Genomic DNA, 26,872 nt, shown 5'->3' on the forward strand with positions numbered 1-26,872 from the left:
CCGAATGAAGACGCTGGAATCCTTATTTGACCATTATGCCAATGAACATAATTTTGCAGGAGCCGTCCTTATCCAAGGCAGGCAGCAGACGATCTTCGAGCAGGCCTATGGCTATGCGCATCGGGGGTTTAAGGTGCCGAATACAGTGGCGACGAGGTTCGATACGGCATCGGTGACGAAGCTGTTCACAGCAGTGGCGGTCCTGCAGCTCGTCGATCAAGGCAAGCTGCGGCTGGAGGAGCGGATTACGGATATCATCGACTTGTCCGGAACTGCCATTCCAACGGATGTCACGCTTGCTCATCTGCTGACGCACACATCGGGTATCGCCGATGACGCAGACGAGGAGCTGGGCGAGAGTTATGAAGCGCTGTTCGTTGACAAGCCCAATTATTCCATACGAGATTGCGCGGATTTCTTGCCTCAATTTGCGTACAAGGCGCCGAGGTTCAAGGCGGGGTCTAATGTTAGCTACAATAATTGTGCCTTTATCCTGCTTGGTCTTGCCATCGAAAAAGTAACCGGGGTGAGCTACCGCGACTATGTCGTGCAGCATATTTTCCGGGCCTGCGGGATGGAGCACACCGCCTTTATCTCCAAGGATGACGGGGATGCACCAGTGGCCGAAGGGTACGATGGCGTTCAGGACGAGGGCGGCACGATCAGATGGAAGAAGAATATTTACGCGTATCCCCCCATTGGTACATCCGATGGAGGAGCTTTTACAACTGTGGGTGACTTGGATCGATTCATACGAGCATTGGCGGATGGCCAATTGCTGTCTAGCGAGATGACCGCAGCAATAATGAAGCCGCAGACGGCAATCGTCCAGGAGTATGGATGGGGAACCGTCCTCAACGGATATGGATTTCACTTTGCTTATGATCGAGCAGGCAAGCTGATCCGAATGCATAAAGAAGGCTCCAACGCGGGCGTGGCCGTCATGTTTGCTTACTATCCTGAGCCTGCAACAACCTGTACTATTATAGCTAATCAATCCTGCGATGTATGGGAACTGCACGAACAGGCCGAGCAGCTCATCCGTACAGACACAGCAACCTTGGAGAGTGAATCATGAACATCGAACACGCGGCAGCAACGGATTACACCTATCTGAAAGACCGCGACAAGCATCTGCTTACGCATCTCATTTTACCTAAAATCGAACAAAACGAAATATATATCCTCCGCAATGCAGAAGGCACGAACATCGGATGGATGCGATACAGTTACTTCTGGGACAATACCCCGTTCATGAATATGCTCTGGATCGAGGAAGCCTACCGGAATCGCGGTTTTGGCCAGGAAGTGGTGCGGTTCTGGGAGGACGAAATGAAGCGGCAAGGCCGAATCTTGGTGATGACCTCTACGATGGCCAATGAAGGAGCACAGCATTTTTATAGAAAGTTAGGCTATAAGGATGCAGGATGCTTGCTGTTAGAAAACGAGCCGTTGGAAATCTTGATGACGAAGGCCATCTAGCACGAGGAAAAACAACCGGCTATAGTCAAGAGCACGGGCAAACCGGGGTCTCTCCCATACATTATGGGAAAGGGGGACTCGGACGTATGAGGTATCCAAGCACATCGGTGAAAAGCAAATGGGTCAAAACCAAATGGCTGCTCAAAAAGCAACAGACACGAAAATATGTCCCGAATACGGTCCTTTTTAACCGGAGCAATCTAACCCGTATGCTGGGTAAGCATGCCACGGTATTTTTCAAGCCTACCGGGGGGTCAGGTGGCTTCAATATCCATCGGATCAAAAGGCTGGCGGACGGCTATCAACTGCAGCACAATGCGAAGAAAACCCGTTACCCCTCTGTAGAGGCACTCTATGCTCAGTTGAAGAAACGTAGTAAGGGACGCTCGTATTTGTTACAAAAAGGTATTCAGCTGGCGACGGCAGGCGGGAGGCCGTTTGACATCCGGGTCATGGTGCAAAAGCCTAACAGCGGCGGCTGGAAGAGCACGGCGATCTTCACGAAAATTGGCAAGGCCGGCAAAGTCGCAACCAACTACAATCAAGGCGGCAAGATCGGCTATCTCCGGCATACGCTGGCTCAAGCGCACTTCAGCCCGGGTAGGATTACGAGCAAAGAGCAAGAGCTGAAGAAGATGGGCCGAACGGTCGGTCACGTGTTTGACGGCCATAGCAACGGATTTCGGGAGCTGGGTCTGGACGTTGCGCTGGATGGCAAAGGGAGATCGTGGATCCTTGAGGTGAACACAAGGCCCCAATTCTATCCGTTGAAGCAACTGAAGGATAAGCGCATGTACCGGACCATTATCGCTTATGCCAAGCAGTACGGCAGAAAAAAATAGGATGCCAAAAACACCGCCACAGAGGCTCATGCCTGGGCGGTGTTTTTGTGTGAGGAAGTTAAGGAAATGCTCCGCCCGCGAGTAAATGGTTGCTGGCGGGCACAGCGGCAGGAACGAGGTGTGGCCTTGCGCTAGGCTTCGGCAACCAGCGGTGATGCGTCCTTGCCGCACAGCAGTGCCAGTCGGTGCAATGCGCGGGTACACGCAACGTAGAGCAGCTTGGCGTCCTCGGGTGTGTCGGTGTATCGTTTGCTGTCGACGCCGCATACGACAACGGCATCGAATTCGAGGCCTTTTGCCAGGTGCGCCGGGAGAATGGTAATCCCGCCCGCGTACTTGCGCTGGCCTTCACTGATCAGATGCAGCGATAATTCTGCATCCAGCGCCTGTAGCCGCTCGTACAATCCCTCACAGTCCTGCGGCGTTCGGCCGATCAATGCGATACTCTCCATACCGGCCTCCTGAGACTTGCGGATGTAGTCGAGCAGCCAGTCGGCTTCCTTGCCCTCCTCCGGCACTTCCAGACGCACCGGTTCACCGCTACGGAAGACGGGCTCGGCTTCTCGCAGTCCGGTCCCCGTACGGGCAATGAACCGGTTGGCGAACGCAATAATCTCCATCGTTGACCGATAGCTGAGCCGGAGCTCGTGATACGATTGCCGTTCCTGCGGGAAGACATCCTTCAACTCATCCCAGTGCTGCAAGCCGCGATAGGCATGGATGCCCTGGGCCAAGTCGCCGAGAATCGTAAAAGAAGACTCAGCCATGCAGTCGTTCAGCAGCGAGATCTGGAACGGGGAGACGTCCTGTGCCTCATCGATGACGATATGGTCAAACCGTGGACCTCTCCATCCATACAGACTGATATGCAGCAGCGCCAGCGGCGGCAGATCTTCAGGTGCTGCGGATTTCTTCTTCAGCCGTTTTAGCGTGGCCTGGCGTATCTGCTCCGGCATGGCAGCCGTTTGCGAGGCTTCCGCCTGCTCCATCATCCATCGGTAGACGGTCAGGGCATCTGCATTAGGCAGCTTCTTGGCGTAAGCTCGGTGCCGGGCGCGGGCGGTTGTAGCCAGAGCCTTACGCCGTTTGGGGTCGGCAACTTCGTTCAGCGCCATCTCCAGCCAGCGGTTCATACGCGCCAGCAGCCGTTCGCGACGCTGCGCCAGCGGGTCGTAGCGGTATTCTACATTGAACCAGTTGGCGATTTCCCGGTACCGCAGAATCTTACCGTCCCAGGCCTCCCAATCCCCCTCCGGCAGGAACCCTGCCTCATAGGCCTGTAGTTGCTCCTGCAGCCACGCTTTGAAGGCTAGGGAGCCCTTGAACCGGCCAGGCGCCGAATCGTCGGTTGGCGGGCGCTTCCCCGCCAGCGCGAACCATTCGGCGGTCTCGCTCTGGCTACCAGCTGGGTCGACCAGCTTGACGTCTCCGCCCAGCAGCTCCAGCGCCCAATCGGCAAAGGTCGTCTGACGCACGTCTCCAACCCCCAGCTCCGGAAGAACGCCCGAGATGTAGTCGAGGAACATAGCGTTGGGCGCAAAAACAACCATTCGCTCGGCACGGATTTGACTCTGATAACGATAGAGCAGGAAGGCGAGCCGGTGTAGCGCGACTGTTGTTTTCCCTGAACCGGCAGCTCCCTGAATAATCATCGCCAGATTTCGCTCGGCACGAATGATCTGGTCCTGCTCGGACTGAATTGTGGAGACTATGTCGCGCAGCTTGTTGTCCTTGCGCTCTCCCAGCCGGTAGAGCAGGAACTCATCGCTCAGCCCCAGATTGTCGCCGCCCCGCTCATAGCTGTCGACGACGCGCTGCAGCTGCTGGGCGCGAATGGATAGGTTGCGTTTGCGGTGAACCTCGCCGTGGATCTCTCCTTCCGGGGCCTCGTAGGAAACCGGCTGTTCCCCGCCGCTGAAGGCATAGAACAAGCTCGCCACGGGGGCGCGCCAGTCGATGATATACGGCTGCTCACTACCTTCGTGCTCCATACCCCGCTTGCCGATGTAGAGCTTGGCAGGCTCGGCGCTGCCGTCCTCCCGGAAGTCCAGTCTGCCGAAGTAGGGCTCCTGCTGCAGACGCTCCAGCCGGTCCCGCAGCTCCAGCCGCCGCGCATCCAGGATTTGCTCCAGGAAGTCATCTCCGTAATAGCGGCCGTCGATTCCGTTTAGCTGACGATCAATCTCCTCTTGTGTTTCCTCTAGCCTGCCTGCTTCTTCCCGGTAGGCGGGACTGTTCTCCATGCGATTTACCTCCTTAGGCATAGGATAGCCTATGCGCGTGATATCGTACTTTCATAAGACCAGATCTATATTTTGGCACAAATGGCGAAAAAACTGTAGACTTATAATTTCAATTTTGTTATGATGTTGAGTATAGAATTACCTACGGCGACGGGAACTTATGTTCCCGTCTTTTTTATCGTTTATCGGCTGTAACGCACCTTTGTTCCTCTATTTGCTCGGCAACCCGCTGATCGTCTGCAGTAACGCACCTTTGTTCCTCTATTTGCTCGGCAACCCGCCGATCGTCTGCAGTAACGCACCTTTGTTCCTCTATTTACTCGGCAACCCGCCGATCGTCTCCTGTAACGCACCTTTGTTCCTCTATTTGCTGGGCAACCCGCCGATCATCTGCAGTAACGCACCTTTTTTCCTCTATTTGCTCGGCAACCCGCCGATCGTCTGCAGTAACGCACCTTTGTTCCTCTATTTGCTCGGCAACCCGCCGATCGTCTGCAGTAACGCACCTTTTTTCCTCTATTTGCTCGGCAACCCGCTGATCGTCTGCAGTAACGCACCTTTTTTCCTCTATTTGCTCGGCAACCCGCCGATCATCTGCAGTAACGCACCTTTGTTCCTCTATTCGCTCGGCAACCCGCCGATCGTCTGCAGTAACGCACCTTTGTTCCTCTATTTGCTCGGCCACCCGCTGATCGTCTGCCAATATCGGTCCGCTACATTCACGAGGTGAGTGTGTGAGCAGAATGGCCCAACAATCAGGCGCTGGGCAGTCAGTGGCAGTAGCGTTATAATGCGGTGAGGAGTCAACTCACCAAGACATGCAGGGAGAGGAGCATCAACATTGAAGAATTATCTCGTATTTGGGGCCAGCAAGGGACTGGGTGATGCGTTTGTCCGCGGCGTGCCGGAGCCTGGAGATAAGGTGTGGGTGGTTTCCCGCAGCCAGCCGGAAAGTCTGAGCCTGCAGGATGGGGTGGAGCAAGTATGGATCCAGGCCGATCTCGCAAACCTTGCCGCTGCGGGGCAAATCGCAGATAGGTTGGGTGAAGCGCCTCTGGACGTCGTCATCTACAACGTGGGCATTTGGGAAAAGGAAGGGTTCGAGGAGCATTACACGTTCGATAAGGACGAGCCTGAGGATATTAGCCGTCTGATTCACGTGAACATCACCTCGGCGATTGTTGGCTTACAGGCATTGTTACCGCATCTGCGCCGCTCAGCTGCCGGCAAGATCATACTCATTGGCTCAACTGCGGGTCTGCCGAACGCCAACAGCACCCAGGTCGGCTTTGTGGCCTCCAAGTTCGCCATCCGAGGCATTACAGAGGCCCTGCGGGAGCATGTCCGACAGGACGGTATCGCGGTGACCTGCATTAACCCCGGGGAGCTGGCGGCCGAGATTCCATATGCAGAGGGAAGCGAGCGGGCGCTAACCGAGTACAACGGTACACGCATTCCGTTGCAGGATATGGTCGCCATCGTTAAATGCCTAGTCAGTCTCTCCCCGGCGGCTTGTGTCAAGGAGATCAACGTACCGGCAATCACGGATACCAACACCTAATAAACCCACCATTCGCTAATGTTTCACATCAGCCGACAATGTTCCACATGGAACAATTTTGTGCTGTCGAACCTTGAAGACAAGGCTCAGGCTCATCGATCATAGGATTTAGAGCTCCATCAAGACGATGGAGCTCTTTTTTGTGTTTGAGCCAGTAGTAAGCCCTTCAACTCGCCCCCTTTATCCTGTTCTTTTATAAAAACTTTAAATCCGCCCCAAGATTTTTTTTATTTTTCTTTTGTACGATGTGAGCATGGAGGAGAGGAGGAGATACGTGAAATTGGCAAGCTACCAGCATTGGCTGCGCAAGGACTGGGCAGTAGCATGCCTATTCCTGGCTCCCAGCATCATCGGGTTTACTCTTTTTTATTTGCTGCCGTTCCTAATGAGCCTGCTGTATTCCTTGATGGATGGGACGGTGAATGGTCAATTTGTAGGCATGTACAATTACCAAGAGCTGCTGGCAAGCGACTCCTTTAAAAAAGCAACGATGAATACATTTACGTTCAGCCTTGTCAGCGTACCCCTTATTCTATCTCTATCACTTGGCGTTGCGCTATTGCTGAACCAGCCCCTCTTCTTAAGACAATGGCTTCGGACAGCCTATGTGATGCCGCTGGTTGTGCCTGTCGCGTCTACGGTTCTCATGTGGCAGATTCTATTCGATTGGAATGGAACCATGAACGGGCTGCGGGAGCTGCTCGGCTATGAACGAATCGACTGGATGAAATCAGAGGCCGCCCGGTATGTAGTCGTTCTAGTCTATGTATGGAAGAATCTTGGCTATAACGTTCTGCTATTCTTGGCGGGTCTCCAGCAGATTCCAAAAGATTATTACGAAACGGCACAGATTGAAGGGGCAGGTGGGTGGACCCAATTTCGCATTACGCTGATCTATCTGACACCAATGATGTTTTTCGTAACGCTGATGTCCCTGATTCATTCCTTCAAAGTGTTTCGTGAAACCTACTTGATTGCAGGTGATTACCCGCATGACAGTATTTATTTTCTCCAGCATTACATGAACAACAGGTTTGTGTCGTTAGATATCCCTAAACTGACTGCGGCGGCGAGTCTGATGGCTGGTGGCATGCTTATGCTTGTATTTGTTCTATTCACTATTGAACGCAAGCACCGTCAGTACATGGAGCAGTGAGGTGGAATCGCTTGTCTCTGTTGATTTCAATGAAAAAATACCTGCTCACGCTGCTCATGGCTGGGCTGGGTCTTGTCATACTGTTTCCCTTAATCGTTACCGTTGTTAACTCGTTAACAAGCAGGCAAGAAATCGCTCTGAATTATGCTTCAGTGGGTTCTGGTTCGAGCGGGGCAGCATTCACGGAATTTGTTAACCTCAAATTGATTCCTGATCAGGTTTCATATGAACAATACATAACGCTGCTTGTGGAGAGTCCGCGCTTCCTATTGATGTTTTGGAATTCGGTATTCATGGTGGTCCCGATTATTATCGGACAAACGGTCGTTGCCTCCCTGGCCTCGTATGCACTCTCCAAACTTCAATTCCGCGGCCGTGAACCGATCTTTCTTGTTTACCTGTTGACCATGCTGATGCCCTTTCAAGTGACCCTAGTCCCCAACTATCTCATTGCCGATAAGATGGGCCTTTTAAATCATGTTTCAGCTATTATTTGGCCCGGCGTGTTTGCGGCATTTGGCGTATTTTTACTTCGTCAATTCATGATGCAGATCCCCTACGCCTATATTGAGGCCGGGAAGCTGGATGGGGCCGGACATCTGCTGATTTTCTTGAAGATTATCGTCCCGATGATTAAGCCTGGTTTTTCGGCGCTTGTCATTCTACTTTTTGTTGATTATTGGAACATGATTGAACAGCCCCTTATATTTCTGGATGATCCCTTCATGCAGCCGTTATCTATTTATTTGTCCCGCATCAACGAGGGGGAACTAGGCATTGCCTTCGCGGCTTCTGTGCTCTATATGGCGCCGATGGTGCTGCTCTTTCTATATGCGGAGTCCTATCTTGTGCAGGGAGTCCAGTTATCCGGTATCAAGGGGTAGTTTCGAATTGCAATGTAGAGGTTCAGGAGGGTCGGCAATGAAATCGCAGGAGGAAGAAACAAACCTCGGACGCCAACGTTTCGTTCGAATCCTTTTTATTGTTTTTATCCTTACACTCATTCTCTTCACGTTATTCAGCAATACGCTGCAATCTCTAACCTTGCCCAAGGTCAGGACAGACCGTATAGCCGAAGGAGCATTGACCCATAAGCTGGAGGCTCAGGCGATGTTAGAGCCACTGGTCGAAGTGGAATTAATGAATCCCTCTGAGTGGGAAGTGCAGGAAGTCTTGGTAGAAGAGGGACAGCGGGTGAGTAAGGGGCAACCGCTGGTGTCGTACAACGATGACGCGGCCCAGCGAGAAATCCAAGACCAAATGAAGGAGACCAGTGAATTTGATCTTCGCGTGCGCAGTTTGCAGCGAGAACACGAGACGGGCGAACTTAACTTGAAGAGTATGCAAGAGCAGTTTATTCAGGCTAACCATGAAGGGGAGGATGAACAAATACGCAGGGTGGCACGGGAAATGGAAACCCAAAAACTAAGGTTAAGAGAGATCCAGGAACAAATGGAAACGAGTATACAGGAGGAGGGACAGCGTAAAGAGAGGATCCAACGGGATATCCAGACCCATACGTTAGATTTGGACATGCAGGAACGTAAAATTGAAGCGCTGAATGAAAAAATTGCTCATTCATCCGAAATCAAAGCCCCTTTTGACGGTCATATCACCCGCGTGTACGTGCAGGGAAATACATATGCCTCAGGACAACCGGATCTTGTCATTGCTGATTATAGCGAAGGATTCAAGATGGAAGTACCGGTAGATGCCGCCTTGGCCAGTAGTCTGGAACTGGCTCAGGGACAACAATTGCAAGTGGAGATCATAGACAAGGTTCAACAAGTTCGTTCTGTGGAAGGTGAGATTACTCACATCTCGAAGGCCGCGATACTATCGGGCGAGTCGGATTCAGGACCAATGGCTGTTCAACAGAAGCATTTAACCATAAAGGTCAAGGTTGATGAACTGGAAGGAGGTGAACAAGGGACGATTAAACTGGAAAAGCGTTCACGACATCAGGGGCTTGTTCTTCCAAACCAAGCGATTCATCAAGCAAGCGAGAGCAGGTTTATCTATAAGGTGATTGAAGCGAGAGGGCCGTTGGGCAATCGTTTTGTCGCACAGAAGGTCCAACTCAAGATTCTTGAAACCGATGGTGAAATCAGCGTGGTGCACTCCGATCTGCTATACCCGGGGGATCAAGTCATTATGGAAAGCAGTGAGCCCCTGCAGGACGGCAATCGAATTCGGCTGCAATAGCAGGTAAACGCATCATCCCATTTAAAGGAGTAGTGGAAGATGAAAATGAAAATTTTAGGACTGATAGGACTAAGTATATTGATGCTAGCCACGACGGCTTGCAGTATGGATAACACCAACGAAGGCAACGTAAACGTAGCAGGTGGCGAGGATGAGCTGTTAACGTTATTTGTGGCAGAGCCAAGTGATTTTATAGAAATTGTGAAAAACAGGTTCGAAAAGAAACATCCCCACATCAAACTGGACATTCAGTCGTTTCGGACGGGAGAGGAGTGGGGGCCTGGCGAGTTTGAGAAATACCAGAAGACGCTGAATACGGCTTTGTTGTCCGGAAACGGGCCGGATCTTGTCGAAGTTGGCATGCTTCCCATTGAAGAGTATGTGGACAAAGGCATGTTTATGAATATGGCTGAGGCGTTAAATCGTAGCACCGACCTGGACAAAGATGATCTGCACATGAATGTTATGACGGGAATGGGTGCCGGCGGAGACCTCTATACGGTTCCGGTAAGTTTTTACTTATCCGCCTTCATCGGCGACCATGACGTGCTTCGCTCACTGGATGTGAACGATGACACCTGGAGCTGGAAGGAATTCAGGGAAGCCTCACAGACTTTTCAACAAAAGGCAGCACAGCAGGGGGAGAAGTCGCGATACGCGCTCGCCAATCTCCCGCCCAACCGTGTGCTGTATGAAATGGTGAGAGATAATTATGCCGCATTTGTAGACCAGGAAGCAAAAACGGCAAAGTTTAACTCCTCCGATTTTCAAGAAATGATGCAGGATATTAAACAGATGTTTGAAGAGGGCATCATGACAGCAGAGGTGCCTGAAGACGGCGAATCGACTTACTATGCGGATTTTTTAATTTCGGTGGAAGACGTCATCCACACTCCCTTTTCTTATTTCGAACAACCCAGTCTATTACAACGACCGCATGCCGATGGACAAACCGGTGCGATGAAGATTTCTCCGGGCTTCCAGTTCGCGATCCGAGACAGCTCTCCCCTTAAAGAGGAAGCATGGGCATTTGTGAGTTTCCTGTTATCAGAAGAGGTGCAAGAGCTTGAGGAAAGAGACGGTTTTTCTCTTCTGAAGTCTGTAAATGAACAAAAACTGAGTGATATTCAACAACAACTAGAAAATGGAACGTTCCTCTTATCGGATGGGAGCAAGCCTAGCGTAGAGAAGGCGTATTTTACACGCTTCCAAGAGCTATTGGAAAAGGCGGACTATTACGGACCCATGGAAGTGACCGTTTTAAGGATCGTTGAAGAAGAATCCCAGGCGTTCTTCAACGGCCAAAAAACAGCCCAAGCTGTGGCCGAATTAATTCAGAACCGAGCAACCACGTATTTGAATGAGTAGGCACTAAAGTTGGCGAGTAGACAAACGTATCTCGAAGATTGTCCGGATCTCATCGCTAACCGCTGTAAGGGTGCCACCGTGCTGCTCTACAATATTCCGGGCAATAAATAGCCCGATTCCCGATCCGCCGCCTTCTTGCCGGGTACGTGCTTTATCTACCGTGTAGAGCATATCAAAAATGTGAGGCAAGTCCTCCTCGGGGATACGGTTTCCATAGTTTATGACTTGAAGAATCGCCGTGTCCGAAACGATGCGGCATTCAAGGTCAATGAATTTCCCATCCTTCCCATACCGCATGGCATTGGTCAATAAATTCTCTACGACTCTCGCGAGCAGGTCACCATCAGCATGAATAATTACCGGTGATTGTGGGGTGAAGCGTATCAGTATGCCATCTTTCTCCAAGGCGGGATGCAGTTCTTCGGTTAATTGAATCAAGAGCTCGTTAAGGTCAAGCTCTGTTTTGTGAAGCGTCAGTTTGCCATAGTTCATCCGGGCAATCTCGAAGAGCTCCTCCAACAGCTTCTCCAACCGCTGCGACTTCGTATAGGCGATGCTGGCGTAATGCTGTAACTGGGCTTTCGTCAGTTCCTCGTTCCCTTGGATTATATAATCCAGGTATCCCAGGACCGAAGTGAGCGGGGTACGCAAATCATGAGCCAGATTCAAGACAAGCTGTTCCTTGCTATTTTCCGCAAAATCTCCACGCTCAATGGCATCCTGCAGTTTCTCACCAGCAAGGTTCATATCACGAGCAATATCTCCAAATTCATCACGCGTATCAATCGCGATGCGGCTATTGAAGTTACCGTTGGCGAGCTGGTTGATGCCGTGCCGGATTTGTTGGAAGTACAGCGCGTAGCGCTTCGTAAGCAAAAAGAAGAAATAGATGGAGAGCGGAATAAAGAACAACAAGAAAAAATTGAGGTCGCCTATTTCTCGAATAAAATACCGCGGCTTGGTCCAGATATCTTCATATTTTGTTGTACTGTAATACAACTGAAGCAGTCGATAGAGAACAAATACGATTGTTCCGGCAAGCAGCATGCTTAAGCCGAAAAGCAGCACCATATTAAGCCGAAAGCTTCGAAGAATGTTACCCATTAAATGTATACCCCACTCCCCACACGGTCTTAATCAATTTCTCTTTCATCGTGTCCTCACCTAATTTTTTTCGCAACGAGCGAATATGAACCATTACGGTATTGCTACCTTCATAATAATTTTCTTTCCATACCGTCTCGAATAGATCCTCCGAACGAAAAACCTTCTTGGGATGGCTGGCTAACAAAAACAAGATGTCGAATTCTTTGGGTGTCAGATCTACCGGTTGCCCATAGACCGAGACGGTTCGCTGTTCAGCGTTCATAACCAACACCCCGGTATCCAGCACGGCTGCAGGCGGAGGAGGGGCAGCAGGGTTGAACTGCAACGCACGACGCAGCTGTGCATTGACCCGGGCAACCACTTCCATGGGGTTGAATGGCTTCGTGATATAATCATCGGCCCCTCTGACCAAGCCCGTAATTTTGTCGAGGTCGGTCGATTTGGCGCTTAGAAAGATGATGGGAAGATGATGTGTTTCTCTTATCAAACGCGCAGCTTCATAGCCGTCCATAACGGGCATCATAATATCGAGGATAGCCAGGTCAATCGATTTCGACTGAATGGCTCGCACAGCCTCCATTCCGTCTGCTACGATGATGCAGTGGTATCCCTCTTTCTTCAAATGGAGCGCTAACAAATCTGCAATTTCTCGCTCATCATCGGCAATTAATACAGTAATCATTCGGTTTGTTCACCTCTAGTATGACGTTCATAATGAAGACTCACACGTAGTATACCTGAATTTGATGAGATGATCACAAACAACTGATAGAGCAAGTATCCCATGCATCCACCTAACGTATTCAGAAGGATATCATCGACATCAAATGTTCCGATGGAAAAAAAGGCTTGTGTCAGCTCCAGCCCTAGGCTTACAGAGAAGGAGCCAAGCAGTACGGCAACTAGGGCTGTCCCTTTAGGCAAACGCCACTGACAAATCAAAAGACCAAGCGGAATAAACACAAGGATGTTCCCAAACAAATTGTACAGGCTGTGAGGGGTTAAGGTATCCAATATTCTTGAAATTTCTCTCAGCGGTATTAAGTTGCCGGATTGTATGTTGGCTGCAAATCTCTCGGGGGCGAGGAAATGTAAGTGCAACTGCTCGGTCATATAAGACAGATTGAACGGTTTGAATTTAAGCACAATGATTTTGAACAACACGCAGCAATAAAGGAACAAAGAGAGGATCAACACGAGAGGTCTCCAAGTTTTCATTGTTCAGTCCACCTTTTCTGTGATGATGACGCCATCGGTGTTATTGCCTGAGACCGTGTAGGTATTGTCTTGTCCAACATAGATCGTCTGATTCTCTGAGACCGGATAGTAGTAAATATGAAAGGTCTCCTCATCGGTTTTAAAAGATAGGAACGGTTGCTCTTTTAAGTAGGAAAGGTACTCCTCCAGCACGAAGTCTTTCTGCGACATAATGAGACTATGTGGTAAACCGACGTACCGAAAATGCCAGGGTTCATATTGAATTCCTGTAATGTGTGTCTTGTTCTTAGGGTACCTCAAGATAAAACCATACTGTGCCGCGTGTTCTCTAAGCCATTTTCCTTCAGGGGAGTGCTCAATACCGCCTTGACTGGAGCCTACATCTATGGCGGAACCGTGATTATGCTCACTATGACCGCCTGGCATCGCTTGTTCGGGTCCCAAGGACTCGAATAATTCGTTTTGTTTCTCGGCACTCCGATAACCACTGCTAATGAGGAAGCTGCTGATGCCCTCCCCAGCAGCTGCATTAATCATGATGGAGAACTGTTGAGCTACGTGCTCTGATAGTTCCGTGGCTTGATCCAGCAGCACAAATCGGTTTGAAAAATCCGGGTGTTTGGAAAGCTGAATAATATCCGGAGCCTCATTTCCGGGAACAAGCCCGTAGTCCTGGTTAATGAGCAGTAGATGGCCGGAATGCACGTCGTCCTTTGTGATTTCAATGGCTTGTTGATGTTCACGATCTTCAAGAAGCACATCCTCCGGTATCGTAGTGATTTCAGAATTGTCAGTGGCGGGTTCCGTTTGATGTGGTCCCAAGTACATACTGATGCTCAGGACACAACCTATTATGAGCACTATACCAATTGAAACGTACCATTTGTTCATGTGTGAAGCCTCCCTAGCTTGGTGTTAATTCTAGGCTAAGGGAAACTCTTTAAAAGGATCGTAGGGTAAATATAAAATATTAATAAAATGTTGGGCAATGACAAATAGCCCTGCTTCGCCTGGAAACGGCAACGCAGGGCTATTTGATGTTCATGACTATGTTCTTAGTCCGGTGCTCGCAGATCAAAAATCAGCTGACCGCCATCCATCGCGTCCAATCCGTCCTCATGTAGCAGCTCGCTGAACACCAGTGTGAAGTCCTCGCCCCTCTTAACCATCTCCGCAGGGAAGAGGAACACGGCCAGTCGTTCTTCGGCGTTCCCCTGTGCGAGAAGCCCGGCAGGCGTAGGAGCCAGCTCCGCCGTCTCGGCCACATGGCCGTTCTCCAGATCAACGCCGATGATCATACTTGTCAAGTCCAGCTCCGGAGCAGCTGTATTGGCTATCGTGTATTGCACGGTCAATGCGATAATTGGCCCCTCGCCGAACCCCGTAAAAGCCTCCTGGTACGCCTCATCAATCGCCAGCTCCGCCCATTGATAAGCATGGAGCTGGATTTCTGCGGCCCCGCGCTCCTTGGTGCGATCGGGCAGCTCTTCAGCCAGGATAGTTTTCTCAGCATAGCCTTCCGTCACGAGCTTATCCGGCAGGGGGCCGGTGAGAGAGGGCTCCTCCTCCTCCTGCTGCTCCTCGGCGGATTCAACCAGCTCCGATAAGTCAGAGACGACAAAGTCACGCCCCCCGATTTTGTACATCCGGTCATTCAGGTCCGGTCGGAAAAAGAGAAACGTCTCCGTGCTGCCGTCCTCGAATGCCAGATAGATGGTGTAGCCCTCGACACGGTAGGTGCCTGCGGCTTCGGCCTCCGAGAGATGGGAGCTGTCGATGCCCGTACCATCGCCGAATTCCGAACCGTCAGTGAGGACGCCGAGGAATCGGTTATCGAGGAAGGTACCGTCCGGGCGGAAAATCAAGGTGCTGGTGGAGGCAAAGTTGCTTCCAAGTGTATCTTGAATTGAAGTGGAATGATGATACACACCCTCCAGCTCCGGCTCATTCATGGGTTCATGGCGGACGTACAAGTTGCCATCCAAGATCATCCCCGAGTCCGCACTGTCCAGGGAATAAGATTTGCCGTCTATAATCAACTCTTCGTCTTTTACCTCGTAATCCAGACATTTGGTCTCGGAGCAGTTCACAGGCGCACCCTCGAGTGGGGGAGGGTCCTTGATCACCTGCTGGTCGTTAAAGAAATAATAATAATCCCAGCACATGCCGCGGCAATTCCGGGTGCCCAGCAGATCAGCCGAGCCCCGCGCATAGAAACCGCCGCTTACGAGGTTTCCAGGCTTATCAGGGGGAGGAGGGCTTCCATCTCCATCCCCATTCTGTCCATTGTTCCCGCTGCAAGCCCCGATTACCAGCATAGCCATCAAGAGGAGACCCAGCGTGACTCGTCTTCCTGCGGCGGTAACGATCCCTGTTGGCATTCCTATCACATCTCCTTTTGGGGGCACCACTGCCGCAGAGTACCCAGTCCATTATGAGTAAGGGGCATTTAGTCGGAATGAAAGGCTGCCACCGGACCAGGCTTCGGCTCCCGCTGCTGTCTTCAGTCCGATGAAGCCCAGGTCAAACCGCGAATACTTCTTCAGCATGTCAGCAGGGAAGAGCAGGACCGCAAGCCGCTCTGTCTGCTCACCTGCACTCAATCGCTCAGCCGCAGCAGGAGCAAGGGCTGGCGTCTCCGTGACGACGCCGTCTGCTACATCGACCGTGACCTTCAAGCTCGTCAGATCGATCGTCTCTGTGGATTTATTGGTCACGTTATATTTGACGGTCAGCGCGACAATCGGTCCATCCCCGAACCCGGTGAACAGGCTCTGATGCTCTGGCGCAATGGATAGGTCGGCCCATTGGTACCCGGATACCTGGACATCCACGTCGTTCCGCGTCTTCGAGGTACGGGGGTTATGCTGCTTGAAGACGTTCTTGCTGGCGTAGCCCTCCGTTAGCAGTCGGTCCGCAAACGGGGCCGTTACCTGATTGGCGCTTGGCTCTGAAGCCGTAGGGTCCCGATCCGGAACTGTACGCTCGGTATACAGGAAGTCGCGTCCGCCAATTTTGTACATCCGGTCATTGCCATCAGGCCGGAAGAACAGCAGCTTCTCTGTCGGTCCGTCTTCATACTGCAGCAGAATCGTGTGGTTGATCACCGTATACCGGCCAGCCGACTCCGATTCGGTTAAATGCGTGCTGTCGATGCCGGTTCCATCCCCAGAAGGTGAGCCGTCGGTAATAACGCCTAGGAAACGGTCATCCAGAAACGTACCATCCGGACGAAACACAAGTGTGCTTGTCGTTGCGAACCCGCCCCCTGCGGTGCCTCCAGTATACCCGGAAGCCACGTAGGTCCCTTCCAGCCTCGGCCGGAGCAGAGGATCGTGTCGGACAAAGAGGTTGCTGTTCAACGTGATCCCCTGTTCCCGAAAGCCAATCGTATAGGTACGATCGCCTGCAATGATCAGCTGATCCCCCTTGAGCTCATACGAGAGGCAGGTGTGCTCTTCGCAGTCCACCTTGGCCCCTGTGAGCGGGGGAGGGTCCTTGATCACTTGCTGATTATTGAAAAAGTAAAAGTAATCCCAACACATCCCGCGGCAGCCACGGGTGCCCATCAGGTCTGCCGAGCCGCGGGCATAAAAGCCCTGGAGTTTATGCCCGCCGGCTGCCTGCGCAGGGGGAGCCAAGAGCACGGCCTGACCGGCTTCTTCTTTGGATAATCCAAGAATGAGCCGGTATTCGCTGCTGTAGACCTGGATGGTCTGCGAAGGAGCATGCCACCCCACGCTGGCCCCCGTCGCCTCGCCAATGAAGCGCAGCGGCACCAGTGTATGACCATCCCTAATCTGTCCGGGACCGGCCAGCGAGACGGACTGGCCATTCACGGTGGCCGTAGACTGGCCGATCGTTAACTGCACGCGTTCATCGCCCTTGCGGCCGGAGACGGTCTTGGTGGCTGCATTCCAATCGAGCTCGATGCCAAGCGACTCGAACAGGGGACGCAGCTGCACGAGGGTCGTCCCCCGGTCAAGATAGGGATGGATGGAAAAGGGTACCGGTTGCGTATCGACTACGACGCGGATTTCCTCCTTGGCTGAAGCCACCGCGGAGAAGGCCAGGCTGCAAGCGATAGCCAGCATCAGTGCCAGTATGTAACGTTTCATGAGCGATAACGATCCATTCACAGTTGTTTTCCTCCTTGGTTTTAAATGTAATTACCCAATATTGTAAAGTAGAATAACAAATATCAGAACCTGAAAACATAGGTCATTGGGGCGGATTATATCCAACCATTTCCTCAAGACGAGCCGTGCTATAATGAACTCAATGTACTTACTACCTGTAGGAGGGATTCACCATGTCAGAAACGCACGTGTCTTATACGATTCGAACGCAGCACGCGACGTTCATCAATGAAGCGATCGAAGCCTCGGTCATTACCGATATCATCCATGATTTTGTGAGCGATGACAGTGACTTCATCGTGATTGAACCCACGCCAATGATTCAGAACACGCTGTACCTGCAAGCGATCTCCGCACCCAACAACCCCGGTGGCATCGTGGTCGAGCTGCGGGTGCAGCATGACGAGGAGTCCTTCACGCACTACAGTTACGAGACAGAGGATACCGCGGAGGTCATTCGGATGTTCCTCAATTACTGGGGTTCACAGCAATTGCCTGACATGACTAACTGGACGGATATCACAGAGCAGTTCGAATAGGGGACATCATGGCCAAGTGGGATAATATGCTCTCTATTCTGTGGATGCTGCAGGCCAGGGGCAAAATGACGGCGGCGGAAATCGCGGAGTCGCTGGAGATTAGTGTGCGGACGGTTTACCGTTATGTGGACGGTCTCTGCGCGAGCGGCGTACCGATTATGGCGGAAGCGGGGCATGAGGGTGGATTTCAGGTGCTGGAGAGCTTTCGGGAAACGCCGATATTCTTTGACAGCGAGGAGCTGCGGGCTATGGCAGAGGCTGCCAAGTTCGCCGACGGTGCAGGCTACCCCTACACAGCCGAAATGACCCGGGCACTCGCCAAAATTGAACACGGCCTGAAGCCCGAGCAGCTCGAGGAGCTGCAGCGCCGCACCAGCGGGCTTGAGGTGATTTTGCCTCCTCATGGCCCTTCGTTGGCACGTGTCTTGCGCCAGCTGGAGACCGCAGTGACGGAGGGGCACACCGTGAACATTGCTTACCGCAAAGAGGGAGATACCCTCAGCGAGCGGGAGATTGACCCCTATGGCATCGCCTACCGGAGACAGCAGTGGTACGTGGTTGCCCGCTGCCATCAGGCCGAATCGCTGCGCACCTTCCGCGTCGACCGCATCACAGAGATGAGCGAGACAGGGCAAGCCTTTGACAAGCCAGCGGGTTTCTCCGTAGCCGGTTATTTCCGGGATCAATCCGACAGCGGCCGGGAAACGGAGGCGCCGCTCATCCCGCTGCGCATCGCGGGTGAACCGGAGGATTTAAGCGATCTGTGCGGGCATTGGCACCTCCAGCATTATCTGTCGGAGCGTCACGACCGGGAGGTTGTATTTCTGCTCGATGAACAGACCATGCACAAGTATTTGCCCGTCTATCTGCTCACATTCGGCACCCGCTTGTCCATTCTGGAGCCAGAGCAGCTCCGCATACAGATGGCCGAGACGGCACGCCGATTAGCCGCTCATCACCTCAAGCGCCCCGGGCTCTGAACCCGAGGGCGTTTTTGCTGCTGTAGGGACGTGTTATTCAATCGCCTGTAGGGTAATAATGAGGGTTGAATACCAGGAATGAAGAGGGGGCTGTGCGGCGTGTGGATGGCTCTGATGTGGGGCGGGATCTCGGCAGCAGGTGCGCTTCTGGGAGCACTGGTATCGTTGATGGTACATGTGCCTAAGCGAATATTGGGCTGGATCATGGCGTTTGGTACGGGCACCTTGATCGGCGCGGCCGTGTTCGAGCTATTAGCAGAGGCGGTAGAGGGCGGCGGCGTATTAGCAACAGCGATTGGATTCACGGTAGGCGCCCTCGTCTATACCTCGTTCGATGTGCTCGTCTCCAAACAAGGCGGAGCCCACCGCAAGCGGTCAGGGGGCGGTAAGGGTGAGGAGGACCAGCTTGCCCAGAGGTCAAAAGGGATATTTGCAGGTACCGTGATGGATGCAATTCCCGAATCCATCATGCTGGGTGCGAGCGTGCTGGCTGGCGGCAGCGTAAGCATTGTCCTGCTGGTATCCATTTTTATCAGCAACTTTCCAGAGGGACTGTCCAGTACCGCGGGGCTCCGCAAGAGTGGATACAGCCGCCGCGGGATTCTTTTGTTGTGGTCAACAGTGCTGTTGCTCTCCGCGCTAGCAGCTATGGGAGGTTATCTGTTTCTGGAGCGCCTGCCAGAAGAGTTGGTGGCAGGCATTGGAGCTTTCGCGGGAGGCGGTATTATTGCCATGATCTGCTCGACCATGATGCCGGAAGCATTCGAAGAGGGGGGGCCCGTCGTTGGATTCATTGCCTCCATGGGCTTGTTGGTTGCCCTGATTCTCGATTTGGTTTGAGCAAACGGGTGGCAACACCGTCCCAACAAGAGCCTGCTTGCAACTGCAGCAGGTTCTTTGCTGCGGGACAACCATTCGACACCATGTCGAACAGTAATGTTGACTTCTTATAAATCCGATTGAAATCTTCTATGGAGGGTTCAAAGGATGGCTTATATACTTTTTGAAAGCGCTACATTTTCTTAATAAACAGGAGGGGTTAGGTCATGAAGGCTCGCAACTGGTGGGTAATTCTCTGTGTGTTCATTCTGGTATTCACAGCAGCATGCAGCAGCGGAGAAGGGGGAACAGTCGAGGAGAACAATGGCAGCAATCAGGGGGCCGAAACGACGAATGAGGGCAATGAGCAGAACGCAACGGAGGCTGAAGAGACAGCGACCAATCCGAACGCGACACCGGAGATGGATTTTGATCTGGGCGGCAGAACGATCAAGCTGGTGTCATGGTACAACGAGGCCATCCCTACGGACAGCCCTGACAACATTCAACGCAAAGAAAATCTCGACGCGTTGATGGAGAAGCATAATTTCACGGTGGAATATGTCGTTGTAGATTATGGCGAGTACCGGGATAAGATTGCTTCGACGCTGCTGGCTGGCGATCCCTTAGGCGATATTATCCGTGTTGCCAGACCCTGGATGATGCCGTCTCTGGTCCAACAGGACATGTTCTGGCCGCTGGATGAGTACGTCATCAACGACAATGCGTTCGTCCTTCAATACACGACCGACCACTCCCAGTTCGATGGCAAGGGGTATGGATTCCGAATCGGCGTCAGTGGCGCGGCATCGGGCGTGTTCTATAACCGTACGTTGATGAATGAATTCGGCATGAAGCCGCTCCAGGAATACGTCGATGAAGACAATTGGAACTGGGAGACCTTCATTCAAGTGGCCAAAGAAGCCAACAAAGACACGGACAATGACGGGAATCTCGACCGTTGGGGACTGGCCACGGCCTCTATGCTGATTCAAGCGCTGTCCTCGAATGAGACAGGACTGGTTGACGGCAACCAGCAGACCCTGGATGCTCCTCAGACCCAGGAATCCCTAAACTTCATTTCGCGTCTGGCGACCGAGAATGTAGCCCGTCCGACAGAGGGCGGCGACTGGACAGAGCCGAAACAATTCTTCCTGCAGGGCAATACGCTCATGTACCCTGGTATGGATTATGAAGCCAATGATTTTAAAGAGGAAATGGCCGATTTTGAACTGGGCTTCCTGCCGTTCCCTCAAGGCCCTAGCGCATCCAGGTACCATACGCATGTGACGATCCCTAACTACTATACCATTCCACGGGCAGTAGAGAATCCGGAGCAGCTCGTGTACCTATGGGAGAAAATCTATGATATCGAGTCCATTTATGATTATCCCAAGCAAGCTGACCTGGAGAAGTTCTTCAGCAACGAGGATGACATTAACAATGCAAGGGATTCCGCTGAGAGTATTCGGGTGATTGAGCAGGGTGATTACTACCCGTCGATGCCTTATTATGAGCTGGTCGACGAGCTGGTTGACGGCGTATCGGTATCGACCGTGATTGAGAAGTACAAGACGCCGTTCCAAGCAGCTATCGATGAAGTATGGAATTCGCCAGCAGGTGAGTAAATAAGTTGAAATTCAGTCTGGAAGGCATGGGGGTCAATCCCATGCCTTTTTGGTGTCTTCCAGTACTTTTTTGGCCATGGACGGGGGATAGCCTTTGATCTGTTTGAAGAGATTGCTGAAATAATAGATGTCCTGGAAACCGCAGCGCGCAGCCGTTTCCGTTACGGTAAAGTCCCCTGCGAGCAGCATCATTTCGGCACTGTTGATCCGGATGCGGTTGATGTACTCTTTATAAGTAGAGCCTGTATGATGCTTGAACAGCTTGCCCAGATACACCGGATGCAGCTGCACCATCTCAGCCATCTCCCCCAGCTGAATCTGCTCTGCATAATGATCCGTAATATAGTCGACCACCCGTTTGATTCGCGGATCGGTCCGACTCGTGGCTTGCCTGTAGAAGTTGGTTAACAGACGATGCAGGATCATTTCGAATAAGGCACGGGCCCGAATCATATAGAAAGGCTGCTTGTCCATCCAGACCTGCTTGAAGTCGCGGATGTACGTCACAATTTCTTTGGTAATCATCCGCTTAGTCACAATATCGAAGGGCAGCGCCTGATGATTGTGGGGTCCCGCCCAGTGAAAGTTGAAGGGGTAGGCATGCATAGGCGAGCTATCAAATGTATACGCTTCCCTAATGCTCCCACCGGGGACGTAGATAAGGTCTCCTGCTTCGACCAGATGCTCCTTCCCATTAATGACGTAACAGGCTTTGCCGTCCATAACAAAGGTTAGGTCGTGGAAGCCGATTTTCCGCTGCTCAATGGTCCATCCCGGGAAGCATCTGCGATCGACGAATAGGAACACGTTCGGTACAAGGTGGTGAAACATAGTATGATCGATGGCCAGTCACCTCCTATACAGAAAATATAACGATTCCCACGCCAAATTACAACGCAAAAGTGCGGTCCATTCTCCCTGCTTTGACCCGGGTGATTGTGGTAATGATACAATAGCTACATACATACCTATGCGATCAGGAGGAATAATGATGAGTGAAGAAGAGCAAGCACCGGGTTGGGATGCGATCGACGAGGCCATGGCACGTATCTATGGGGATCAGGAGCCGTTGCACTATGCAAGTCCGCTGCCCATGATGCTGGGAGGCAACGATCCGCTGAACGGTATCAGCGCCTACCGATCCGAGCAGCCATCCCCTCACTGGCATCTGGTCACCTACGGCTTCTCCGACTTGTATGAAAAAGAGGGCAACGACCCTGAATATAGCGGATATGGCTTCGAGTTAACCATGCGACTGGCCAGACAACCGGAAGAGGATCAGCCGCCGGCATGGGCGATTAACATGCTGCAGAATATGGCCCGCTATGTCTTCAATAGCGGCAATGTCTTCAACTCCGGCGATCATCTGGATGCCAATGGTCCAATCATGCTGGATTCGGATACCAAACTGACTGCACTGGCCTTCATTACGGACCCCGAGTTGGGCGAAATCAACACGCCGCATGGCAAGGTTGCCTTTGTCCAGGCTGTCGGGATTACTGGTGATGAGCTGCAAGCGACGCAGGAATGGAATACGCTTGGCGTGTTGCGCGTGCTGGCTGGCACTTATCCCGCTTATATCACTGATCTGGAGAGGGACTCCATTCTGAATCTGCCGGAAGCGGCGCAAGCCATTGCTGAAGGTAGTGCCCGTGAGGGCTCCAGTACCGCATTCCTGTATGTGGATCAGCTCGGGTGGGAGAGCAGCGGCGGCGAGTCAGATGGTGGCAAGCTCATGTTGGGAGCCAAGCAAGCGGCAGTCGTGGCCAAACTGCTGCGGGCCCGGCTGCTGCACGGCCAGCCCCTATCCCTGGTTAGTGGAGGACTGCAGGTGGTTCTCGATACAAGCGACACCCCGGCGGTGGAGCAGCGGGAGAGCGGCGTGATGTTCAGGCTGGACCGTGCTGGAGTGGAGGAATTGGGCGCCAAGCTGGTACCGGTGGCCGGTCAGGTCAGCCTGTCGGCGCTTCCCCAAGTGGTAATCGAAGTCATGCAAACACATATAAAAGACAGCGACGGCAATGTCGTCCGTACCATCGGCTGACAAAATCTCTGATTCTTTGGCAGCTTCGGGGTTAAGATATAAGCAGTGAAGCTTAACAGCGAGGAGTGGGTCGATTGGAGCATTATCGGCGCAGTACAGAAGAGACACTGCAAGAGGTGGAGAGCTCTTCGCAAGGCCTGACGGCCGCAGAGGCGACGGCAAGACGGGAAAAGCACGGATATAACGAGCTTCAGGCCAAGGCAGCTACACCTGTATGGAAGCTGCTGGTGGAGAATATCAAGGACCCGATGGTTATCGTGTTGCTGGCGGTTGTTGCTGTTCAGGTGGCACTGGGCCATCTGATTGAGTCGCTTATTATCTTCCTGGTCATCGTGCTGAACGCCGTACTGAGCGTCGTTCAGACCAAGAAGGCTGAGAGCTCGCTCGATGCACTGCGGCAGATGTCTGCTCCCGAGGCCAAGGTTATACGGGATGGAGCCAAGGTGACGGTGCCTGCTCGTGAGCTGGTGCCCGGGGACATTGTGCTGCTGGATGCGGGAGATTTTGTACCGGCAGATGGCCGTATCCTGGATTCTGGCAGTCTGAAGATCAATGAAGGCATGCTCACCGGCGAGTCTGAGGCTGCCGAGAAGCATGCCGATGCCATTGCAGAAGAGGCGCCGCTCGGTGACCGCCGCAATATGGCCTTCAGCGGCTCGCTCGTCGTCTACGGCCGCGGCACGATGGTCGTGACCGCAACCGCGCTGGGAACCGAGATTGGCAAGATTGCCGAGATGATCGAGAGTGCGGAGTCCAAGAGTACCCCGCTGCAGCGCAAGCTGGAGGCGTTCAGCAAGAAGCTGGGCGTCTTCATTCTATGCCTCTGCGTCGTCATCTTCGCAGTCGAAGCGGGCCGGGTCTGGGTGTCGGCGGATGGCGAATTCCTCGGTGAATCGTTGATCAACGCCTTGATGTTCGCGGTTGCGGTTGCTGTCGCTGCGATTCCCGAGGCGCTGTCCTCCATCGTCACCATTGTGCTATCGATCGGCACCAACAAGATGGCGCGTCAGCATGCGATTATTCGCCGTCTGCCAGCTGTTGAAGCGCTGGGCTCGGCCGGAGTCATTTGCACGGATAAGACGGGTACGCTGACGCAAAACAAGATGACGGTTGTCGATTACTACATTCCCCATGGCAAGCGGGACGAGTTTCCGGATGATCCCGAGGCGTGGAGCGAAGCGGAGCGGCGACTGCTGCACATTGCAGTCCTCTGTAACGATGCCAACATTAATGAAGAGGGTCAGGAGATTGGTGATCCGACCGAGGTCGCCCTGATCGCATTCAGTAACAATCGCAACAAGCATTACAGTGAAATCCGTGACCAATTCCCGCGCGAGGCAGAGCTGCCTTTCGACTCTGATCGCAAGCTGATGAGTACCGTGCATCAGTTCGAGGGCGAGTATGCGATGCTCACCAAGGGCGGTCCGGATGTCTTGATCAGCCGCTGCGACCGCGTCTTCATCCATGGCGAGGTACAGCCGCTGACGGAGGAGATTCGCGAACAATTCAAGGAGCAGAATGAGGATTTCTCCAGGCGGGCGCTGCGGGTGCTGGCGTATGCTTACAAGCCTCTGCCAGACAAAAGCCCGCTGCGCCACGAGGATGAACATGATCTCATCCTGGTCGGCCTGAGCGCGATGATTGATCCGCCGCGTGAAGCCGTCTATGAAGCCATCGAGCAGTCGAAGCGGGCTGGTATCCGTACCGTGATGATTACGGGCGACCACAAGACGACGGCGGAGGCGATCGGTCGGGATATCGGCTTGATGGGCGATGAGGATCTGGCTCTCACAGGCGCCGAGCTCGATAAGCTCTCGGATGATGAGCTGGACCGCAAGCTGGAGCGGGTCGCCGTCTATGCCCGCGTCTCACCGGAGAACAAAATCCGAATTGTCCGGGCCTGGCAGCGTAAAGGCAAGGTCGCAGCGATGACTGGCGATGGTGTCAATGATGCGCCGGCGCTCAAGCAGGCCGATATCGGCGTAGCGATGGGTAGCGGCACGGATGTTGCCAAAGATGCTTCGGCGATGATCCTGACCGATGACAACTTTGTCTCCATCGTCCGGGCGGTCAGTGTGGGACGAATGGTCTTCGACAATATCAAGAAGGCGATTGCTTACCTGTTCGCAGGCAACCTGGGAGCCATAACGGCGATCCTGTTCGCCTTGGTGGTCGGCTGGGTCAATCCGTTTACGGCGTTGCAGCTGCTCTTCATCAACCTGGTCAATGACTCGCTCCCTGCCATTGCGCTAGGCACCGAGAAGGCGGAGCCGGATGTAATGGATCGCAAGCCCCGGAATATTAGCGAGGGGATATTCGCTGGCGGAACCCTCCAGGTCGTGATCCTGCGTGGCTTGTTGATCGGCGTAGCCGTCATCGTCTCGCAGTTTATCGGGTTGGGTGAATCGGCGGAGGTCAGTGTGGCTATGGCTTTCACGACGTTGATTCTGGCCCGGACGCTGCAGACCTTTGCTGCACGCTCGAACATCCAGACCATTCTGCAGGTTGGTTTCTTGACCAACAAGTATGTCTTGGGAGCCGTTTTCGTCTGCTTCTGTCTGTACGGTGTAACGCTACTGCCAGGTGTACGAGACATCTTCGCGATCCCGCCGACTTTCGGGACTGACGACTTCCTGGTTGCTGCCGGTCTGGCACTGGCTGCCGTTATCCTGATGGATGTCATCAAGTGGGCACAGCATACGCTCCGCCCATCGCGAGCATAAGAGCAATAGCATATCGAGTGAATGTGACTGCCGTACCGAACAGGTGCGGCAGTTTTTGCGTGGGTTCGTCTAAGCTCCGATCGAGGTGCTGGCTGTTACGAGGATGGGACGATGAGTGGTAGGACGGGTGGCATAGCGGGTGGTTGGGCACGGGGTGCGGCATGAGGAACGACCTGCAAGAACAGGAAAGCATTGTGGTATACTAGGGGCAGTTAACCGGAGGTGGACGATGGATGATTCAGACAGATCAGGATATTTTGCAGCTAGTGGCAGGGGACGCATGGATGATGGACATCCTCCGGCATGCGCAGTCCTTGGAGCTGCCTGACTGGTGGGTATGCGCGGGGTTCGTACGGTCCAAGATGTGGGATACGCTGCACGGATATGAGCGGACGAGTTTGCCTGACATTGACGTGGTGTATTACGACCCATCCTCTCTGGAGGAGAGTAAGGAGAAGGAGCTGGAGCAGCGGCTGCATGAGCGTGCACCGGGGCTTCCCTGGTCGGTGAAAAACCAGGCTCGCATGCACATCGTTAACGGGGAAACGCCTTACGCCTCTTCCACAGACGCCATCAGCAAATTCCCCGAAACCGCCACCGCACTCGGAGTGCGGCTGGACGAGCGGGGTAGGCTCGAGCTAACAGCGCCTTACGGAGTTGAAGATGCATGGGGGCTGAACGTACGGCCGACGCCGCACTTTGCCGCCACGCCGGAGCGTATGGCCGTCTACCGCGAGCGCGTGGCCAAGAAACAATGGCAGACCAAATGGCCCCGGGTGCAGATACTGGACCAGGGCAAGCGTTAGAGGTGAGTTGGG

24 protein-coding genes are annotated in these 26,872 nt (G+C 53.0%); 16 read left to right on the top strand and 8 right to left on the bottom strand.

Annotated elements, in window-relative coordinates; translation table 11 throughout:
* Positions 1-4 precede the first annotated feature (4 nt).
* The 3 genes from F556_RS34370 (at position 5) to F556_RS0117300 (ending at position 2,324) form a co-directional block, all read left to right on the top strand.
* Positions 5-1,078 (top strand): serine hydrolase domain-containing protein, encoded by a 1,074-nt coding sequence (locus F556_RS34370; protein ID WP_020618239.1) that lies wholly within the window; start codon positions 5-7, stop codon positions 1,076-1,078.
* Positions 1,075-1,482, top strand: a complete 408-nt coding sequence (locus tag F556_RS0117295; protein ID WP_020618240.1) for a GNAT family N-acetyltransferase — start codon at positions 1,075-1,077, stop codon at positions 1,480-1,482. Before F556_RS34370 ends, F556_RS0117295 begins: the two co-directional genes overlap by 4 nt.
* 107 nt (positions 1,483-1,589) lie before the next feature.
* A complete protein-coding gene (locus F556_RS0117300; protein ID WP_245583085.1) occupies positions 1,590-2,324 on the top strand; it encodes a YheC/YheD family protein in 735 nt (244 codons plus the stop codon).
* 131 nt (positions 2,325-2,455) lie between these two features.
* Here the strand turns inward: F556_RS0117300 and F556_RS0117305 are convergent, their stop codons facing one another.
* Positions 2,456-4,567, bottom strand: a complete 2,112-nt coding sequence (locus F556_RS0117305; RefSeq protein WP_020618242.1) for a HelD family protein — start codon at positions 4,565-4,567, stop codon at positions 2,456-2,458.
* Between the two features lie 160 nt (positions 4,568-4,727).
* On the opposite strand from F556_RS0117305, the gene F556_RS37815 reads away from it, so the two are divergent.
* The 6 genes from F556_RS37815 to F556_RS0117335 all read left to right on the top strand — a co-directional run bounded on the left by F556_RS37815 (position 4,728) and on the right by F556_RS0117335 (position 10,857).
* Positions 4,728-5,297 carry a hypothetical protein gene (locus F556_RS37815; protein ID WP_157272800.1) on the top strand — a complete coding sequence of 190 codons (570 nt, stop codon included), beginning with the start codon at positions 4,728-4,730 and terminating at the stop codon, positions 5,295-5,297.
* 111 nt (positions 5,298-5,408) lie between these two features.
* The gene (locus F556_RS0117315) at positions 5,409-6,128 is read left to right on the top strand and encodes an SDR family NAD(P)-dependent oxidoreductase (protein WP_020618244.1); all 720 of its coding nucleotides are present in this window, start codon (positions 5,409-5,411) and stop codon (positions 6,126-6,128) included.
* A gap of 253 nt (positions 6,129-6,381) precedes the next feature.
* Complete coding sequence (locus F556_RS0117320; protein ID WP_051108729.1) at positions 6,382-7,284, top strand: carbohydrate ABC transporter permease; 903 nt, start codon at positions 6,382-6,384, stop codon at positions 7,282-7,284.
* A gap of 29 nt (positions 7,285-7,313) precedes the next feature.
* Positions 7,314-8,168 carry a carbohydrate ABC transporter permease gene (locus F556_RS0117325; RefSeq protein WP_020618246.1) on the top strand — a complete coding sequence of 285 codons (855 nt, stop codon included), beginning with the start codon at positions 7,314-7,316 and terminating at the stop codon, positions 8,166-8,168.
* Between the two features lie 37 nt (positions 8,169-8,205).
* The gene (locus tag F556_RS0117330; protein ID WP_020618247.1) at positions 8,206-9,489 is read left to right on the top strand and encodes an efflux RND transporter periplasmic adaptor subunit; all 1,284 of its coding nucleotides are present in this window, start codon (positions 8,206-8,208) and stop codon (positions 9,487-9,489) included.
* Between the two features lie 39 nt (positions 9,490-9,528).
* The gene (locus F556_RS0117335; RefSeq protein WP_020618248.1) at positions 9,529-10,857 is read left to right on the top strand and encodes an ABC transporter substrate-binding protein; all 1,329 of its coding nucleotides are present in this window, start codon (positions 9,529-9,531) and stop codon (positions 10,855-10,857) included.
* Between the two features lie 3 nt (positions 10,858-10,860).
* On the opposite strand, the gene F556_RS0117340 is transcribed toward F556_RS0117335, so the two are convergent.
* The 6 genes from F556_RS0117340 to F556_RS0117365 form a co-directional block, all read right to left on the bottom strand.
* A complete protein-coding gene (locus tag F556_RS0117340) occupies positions 10,861-11,961 on the bottom strand; it encodes a sensor histidine kinase (protein ID WP_020618249.1) in 1,101 nt (366 codons plus the stop codon).
* Positions 11,954-12,646 (bottom strand): response regulator transcription factor, encoded by a 693-nt coding sequence (locus tag F556_RS0117345; RefSeq protein ID WP_020618250.1) that lies wholly within the window; start codon positions 12,644-12,646, stop codon positions 11,954-11,956. Before F556_RS0117345 ends, F556_RS0117340 begins: the two co-directional genes overlap by 8 nt.
* Entirely contained in the window at positions 12,643-13,182 is a 540-nt protein-coding gene (locus F556_RS34375) for a VanZ family protein (RefSeq protein WP_020618251.1), read from the bottom strand. The genes F556_RS0117345 and F556_RS34375 overlap by 4 nt, the downstream gene beginning before the upstream one ends.
* 3 nt (positions 13,183-13,185) lie before the next feature.
* Positions 13,186-14,073: a D-Ala-D-Ala carboxypeptidase VanY gene (locus tag F556_RS0117355; protein WP_020618252.1), complete on the bottom strand. Its 888-nt coding sequence runs from the start codon at positions 14,071-14,073 to the stop codon at positions 13,186-13,188.
* A gap of 164 nt (positions 14,074-14,237) precedes the next feature.
* On the bottom strand, positions 14,238-15,563 hold the full coding sequence (locus F556_RS34380) for a hypothetical protein (RefSeq protein WP_020618253.1): 1,326 nt from the start codon (positions 15,561-15,563) through the stop codon (positions 14,238-14,240).
* A 51-nt stretch (positions 15,564-15,614) separates the two neighbouring features.
* Positions 15,615-17,321 (bottom strand): copper amine oxidase N-terminal domain-containing protein, encoded by a 1,707-nt coding sequence (locus F556_RS0117365; RefSeq protein WP_020618254.1) that lies wholly within the window; start codon positions 17,319-17,321, stop codon positions 15,615-15,617.
* A 173-nt stretch (positions 17,322-17,494) separates the two neighbouring features.
* Between F556_RS0117365 and F556_RS0117370 the strand changes: the two genes are divergently transcribed.
* The 4 genes from F556_RS0117370 (at position 17,495) to F556_RS0117385 (ending at position 21,287) form a co-directional block, all read left to right on the top strand.
* Positions 17,495-17,860 carry a hypothetical protein gene (locus F556_RS0117370; RefSeq protein ID WP_020618255.1) on the top strand — a complete coding sequence of 122 codons (366 nt, stop codon included), beginning with the start codon at positions 17,495-17,497 and terminating at the stop codon, positions 17,858-17,860.
* 8 nt (positions 17,861-17,868) lie between these two features.
* Positions 17,869-18,840: a helix-turn-helix transcriptional regulator gene (locus F556_RS0117375; protein WP_020618256.1), complete on the top strand. Its 972-nt coding sequence runs from the start codon at positions 17,869-17,871 to the stop codon at positions 18,838-18,840.
* A 99-nt stretch (positions 18,841-18,939) separates the two neighbouring features.
* Positions 18,940-19,680, top strand: coding sequence for a ZIP family metal transporter (locus F556_RS0117380; RefSeq protein WP_020618257.1), 741 nt, complete (start codon positions 18,940-18,942; stop codon positions 19,678-19,680).
* A 206-nt stretch (positions 19,681-19,886) separates the two neighbouring features.
* Positions 19,887-21,287, top strand: a complete 1,401-nt coding sequence (locus F556_RS0117385) for an ABC transporter substrate-binding protein (protein ID WP_020618258.1) — start codon at positions 19,887-19,889, stop codon at positions 21,285-21,287.
* Positions 21,288-21,320: 33 nt separating this feature from the next.
* Here F556_RS0117385 and F556_RS0117390 read toward each other — a convergent pair whose 3' ends face one another.
* Positions 21,321-22,118 (bottom strand): helix-turn-helix domain-containing protein, encoded by a 798-nt coding sequence (locus F556_RS0117390; RefSeq protein WP_020618259.1) that lies wholly within the window; start codon positions 22,116-22,118, stop codon positions 21,321-21,323.
* A 160-nt stretch (positions 22,119-22,278) separates the two neighbouring features.
* Here F556_RS0117390 and F556_RS0117395 point away from each other — a divergent pair, with 160 nt between their 5' ends.
* The 3 genes from F556_RS0117395 (at position 22,279) to F556_RS0117405 (ending at position 26,860) form a co-directional block, all read left to right on the top strand.
* Entirely contained in the window at positions 22,279-23,331 is a 1,053-nt protein-coding gene (locus F556_RS0117395) for a suppressor of fused domain protein (protein ID WP_020618260.1), read from the top strand.
* A 74-nt stretch (positions 23,332-23,405) separates the two neighbouring features.
* Positions 23,406-26,054 carry a cation-translocating P-type ATPase gene (locus F556_RS0117400; RefSeq protein WP_020618261.1) on the top strand — a complete coding sequence of 883 codons (2,649 nt, stop codon included), beginning with the start codon at positions 23,406-23,408 and terminating at the stop codon, positions 26,052-26,054.
* Between the two features lie 233 nt (positions 26,055-26,287).
* A complete protein-coding gene (locus tag F556_RS0117405) occupies positions 26,288-26,860 on the top strand; it encodes a nucleotidyltransferase family protein (RefSeq protein WP_020618262.1) in 573 nt (190 codons plus the stop codon).
* Positions 26,861-26,872 lie beyond the last annotated feature (12 nt).

Origin of the sequence: Paenibacillus daejeonensis DSM 15491, from assembly GCF_000378385.1 — a bacterium.
Lineage (GTDB): Bacteria > Bacillota > Bacilli > Paenibacillales > Paenibacillaceae > Paenibacillus_D > Paenibacillus_D daejeonensis.